Below are 4,111 nucleotides of genomic sequence, written 5' to 3'. Positions count from 1 at the left end.
CAGCAGGCCGTACTCCGCCAGATGGCTCTTGAGCGAGTGGCGGTAGTGCTGCTGCTGCAGCTCCAGCAGGGGCCGCAATTTGGCCTGGATCGCCTCGAGCTGCTGCTGGGGCGTGAGGCCGTCATCGCTGAGGGTGGTCAGTCCGGCATCCACCTGTGACTTCAGCGAAGCCACCCGCACCATGAAGAACTCGTCGAGGTTGTTGCTGAAGATCGCGCTGAACTTGGCCTGCTCCAGCAGCGGCGTGCGTTCATCGAGGGACTGAGCCAGCACCCTGTAGTTGAACTCGATCCAGCTCAACTCCCGGTTGATGTAGAGCTCGGGAGCGACGATCGATGCTGTCTGGGCTGGAGGCATGGCTGAAAGGTAGCAATCGGGTCGGGCCGGCTCGGGTATCAGCCTGACTTGACGGAGCGGTTCGGCAGTCCTCTAGCCACCAGTGCCACGACCCCCAGCATCAGGGCGATGCCGAGCCACAGCGGGCTCCTCCAGCTGATGGTCTCGAAGGCCAGGCCCCCCAGCGGCGGACCGATGAAGCCCGCCAGACTCTGCAGTCCCTGCAAGCTGCCCAGGGCGGCCCCCTGGCCGGAATCGTCGAGCCGGCGAGACACCAGGGAGCGCAGGCAGGGGGTCACCAACCCGGTGCCCAGGGCCAGCAGGCCCACACCGTTGAACACCAGCGTCGTGGCGTTGCCGCGGTCTGCCAGGGCCACCAGCAGGCAGCCTGCGATCACGAAACCGAGGCCGGCCAGGCTGAGCCGCCACTCACCGAAGCGCTTCACCAGCGGACCGATCAGCCCCCCCTGCACCACGGTGGCGACCAGGCCCACCACCAGGAAAGCGGCACCGGCCAGGCCCGGGCCCCAGTCGAAGGCCTGCTTGAAATAGAGCACCAGCACGGCGGTGAAGCCGCTGAAGCCGAGAAAGAACAGAAAGAAGGCGGCGCACAGCCGGCGCACCTGGGGGTTGCTGAACACCCTTGCCAGCTGGCTGAAGGGTTGCAGGTCACGGCGCCGCGGCAGGGGCAGGCGCGCCTCGGGGGGATGGGTCTCCGGCAGCACCGCCAGCACCAGCACCAGATTGAGCACCGCGATGCCCACGGCGATCATCAGCGGCAGGATCACGTTGATGCGGCCCAGCAGTCCGCCCATGGCCGGCCCCAGGATGAAGCCGAGTCCGAAGGCCACCCCGATCAAGCCGAAGGCCTTGGCCCGCTTCTCCGGTGGGGTGATGTCCGCCAGGGCGGCGCTGGCGGTGGCGGCGGTGCCGCCGCTGACGCCGTCCACCAGCCGTCCCAGGAACAACAGGCCCAGGGGCAGGGCACTGCCGGCCGCCCAGGGAATCGTGCTCCAGTCGATCGAGAGGGTGAGGGCGAACAGGCCCAGGCCGAGCACCGATCCGCCCACGCAGCCGGCGATCACGGGGCGGCGGCCGAGATGGTCGCTGAGGGCGCCGATCAGCGGCGTGAAGCTGAACTGGGCCAGGGCATAGCTGCCGGCCAGCAGTCCGAGAATGCGGCCATCACTGCTGAACCCGGCCAGCAGAAAGGGCAGCAGCGGAAAGATCAGCGACTCGCTGAGGCGGTCGTTGAGCAGCGTGAGGAAGGCGCAGGCCAGGGTGGAGGTGCGCGAACGCTGCGGAGGGGCCACGGGCACGGAGAAACGTGATCTCACCCTCCCATGGCCCGCTGCCGCTGCTCCTGTCTCCCCCGGCGGCCAGACGGCTTCTTGCTCCCTGGGTCGTCTTCGATCAGGCTTGAGGGGCTCCCCGCTGCCTGTAGCCATCCCGTTGCCAGCCCAGTCCGAGTCTGAGCCCGGCGGTTCCGCAGCGCCGCTGCGCCTGCTGCTGATCAGCCTGCATGGCCTCATCCGCGGCCACGATCTGGAACTGGGCCGCGACGCCGACACGGGCGGCCAGAGCAAATATGTGGTGGAGCTCACCCGGGCGCTGGCTCGCCACCCCCAGGTGGCGGGGGTGGATCTGGTGACCCGGCTGGTGGCCGATCCGGCTGTGAGCGCCGACTACGCCGTGCCGCTGGAGCCGCTCGGGCCCGGGGCCCGGATCGTGCGCATCGAGGCCGGCCCGGCGGAGTACCTGCGCAAGGAGGAGCTCTGGGACCACCTCGACAGCTTCACCGACAACCTGCTGGCCTGGATCCAGGCCCAGGCCCAGCCCCAGTGGCCCGATGTGCTCCACAGCCACTATGCCGATGCCGGCTATGTGGGGGTGAGGCTGGCCCACCGCACTGGACTGCCCCTGGTGCACACCGGCCACTCCCTGGGGCGGGACAAGTACCGGCGGCTGCTCTCCATGGGGCTGTCGCTGGAGCAGATCGAGAGCCGATACAACATCTCGCGCCGCATCGATGCCGAGGAAGAGGTGATCACCCAGGCCTCCCTGGTGATCACCAGCACCCGCAATGAGATCGAAGATCAATACGGGCTCTATGACGGTTCCATCCCCGCCAAGATGGTGGTGATTCCGCCGGGCACCGATCTCGAGCAGTTCCACCTGCCTGAGGCCGCCCCGAACGGCTCGTCTGATCACGACATCGCCGCTGCCGAGTCGTTCAAGGCCAGCCTGGCGTGGTTTCTGAAGCAGCCGCAGAAGCCGATCATCCTGGCCCTGTCACGGCCCGATCTGCGCAAGAACCTGATCACGCTGGTGGAGGCCTACGGCGCCAGCCTGCCCCTGCAGGAACAGGCCAACCTGGTGATCGTGGCCGGCAACCGCGATGACATCCGCGATCTCGATGAGGGTCCGCAGGCCGTGTTCATCGAGCTGTTGGTGGCGATCGACAGCCATGGGCTGCATGGCCGGGTGGCGCTGCCCAAGCACCACAGCGCCGAGCAGGTGCCGATGATCTATCGCCTGGCCGCGGCCTCGCGGGGGGTGTTCATCAATCCGGCCCTCACCGAGCCGTTCGGGCTCACGCTGCTGGAGGCGGCCGCCAGTGGCTTGCCCGTGGTGGCCACCGAAAACGGTGGACCGGTGGACATCMTSKCCAACTGCCGCAATGGCCTTCTAGTGGACCCCCTCAACACCGGGGCCATGGCCGAGGCTCTGCTGGCGATCCTGGCCGACTCCCGCCGCTGGCAGAGCTTCTCGCGCAACGGTGCCCGGCTGGTGGCTTGCCATTACTCCTGGGACGCCCACGCCGAGACCTACCTGCACAAACTGCACCACCTGGTGGAGGGCAGCCTCGACGTGCCGGCTCCACCGATGGTGCGCAGCACCCGCGGCCACAGCAAGGCCCTGTTCACCGCGGTGGACAACACCCTGCTGGGGGACCGGGCCGGCCTGGACCAGCTCAGCGCCGTGCTCAGGGAGCGCGGCAACGACTGGCTGTTCGGCATCGCCAGCGGCCGCCGCCTCGATTCGGTGCTGGGCATCATCCGCGAGTACGCCATTCCCCTGCCGGACATCCTGATCACCAGCCTTGGTACGGAGATCTACTACTCGCCGAACTGGTTGCCCGATCTGGCCTGGGCCTCCCATATCAACCACCTGTGGACCCCGTGGGTGATCCGGCGGCTGCTGCGGGAACTGCCGGGGCTGCACCTCCAGGCGCGCAACGAACAGAGCACCTTCAAGTTGTCGTATCACTACGACGCCGCCCTGGCGCCGCCGATGGAGGAGGTGCGGGCCCTGCTGCGGCAGCACGAGCTGTCGGTGAATCTCACCCTGTCCTTCGGCCAGTATCTGGATCTGGTGCCGGCCCGCGCCTCCAAGGGCCAGGCGCTGCGCTTCGCGGCCCAGCGCTGGCGGATCCCCCTGGAGCGAATCCTGGTCACCGGCGGTTCCGGGGGCGATGAAGACATGCTGCGCGGCAACACCCTCGGCGTGGTGGTGGCCAACCGCCATTGCGAGGAACTCTCCAACCTGGGCGAGACGGAACACATCTACCTGGCCTCCCAGTCCCATGCCCGGGGCATTCTCGAGGCGATCGACCACTACGACTTCCTCAGCCTCTAGGGAGGCTCTGGAAAACCCGAGCCATCCGCGCGAAAATATCCCTGTAATCGCAGGCGCGGACTGGGTTCATGGGCAGCAAGCAGCTCGGATTCGGTGATTACTAGCAGACCACGGCCAAGAAGCGCACGAGGCGCGA

The 4,111-nt window shown here is 67.7% G+C and carries 2 protein-coding genes and 1 pseudogene; 1 reads left to right on the top strand and 2 read right to left on the bottom strand.

Annotated elements, in window-relative coordinates; genetic code table 11:
• Positions 1-357, bottom strand: a pseudogene (locus tag IQ216_RS12105) (RNA degradosome polyphosphate kinase); the annotation flags it as partial.
• 38 nt (positions 358-395) lie between these two features.
• Entirely contained in the window at positions 396-1,649 is a 1,254-nt protein-coding gene (locus IQ216_RS12100; RefSeq protein WP_370566739.1) for an MFS transporter, read from the bottom strand.
• Positions 1,650-1,788: 139 nt separating this feature from the next.
• Between IQ216_RS12100 and IQ216_RS12095 the strand changes: the two genes are divergently transcribed.
• Positions 1,789-3,975 carry an HAD family hydrolase gene (locus IQ216_RS12095; protein ID WP_228007459.1) on the top strand — a complete coding sequence of 729 codons (2,187 nt, stop codon included), beginning with the start codon at positions 1,789-1,791 and terminating at the stop codon, positions 3,973-3,975.
• Positions 3,976-4,111: the final 136 nt, after the last annotated feature.

This window comes from Cyanobium sp. LEGE 06143, from assembly GCF_015207535.1.
Lineage (GTDB): Bacteria > Cyanobacteriota > Cyanobacteriia > PCC-6307 > Cyanobiaceae > NIES-981.
Note: the sequence above shows the minus strand (reverse complement) of the source record. Positions and strands in the feature narration are given on the sequence as shown.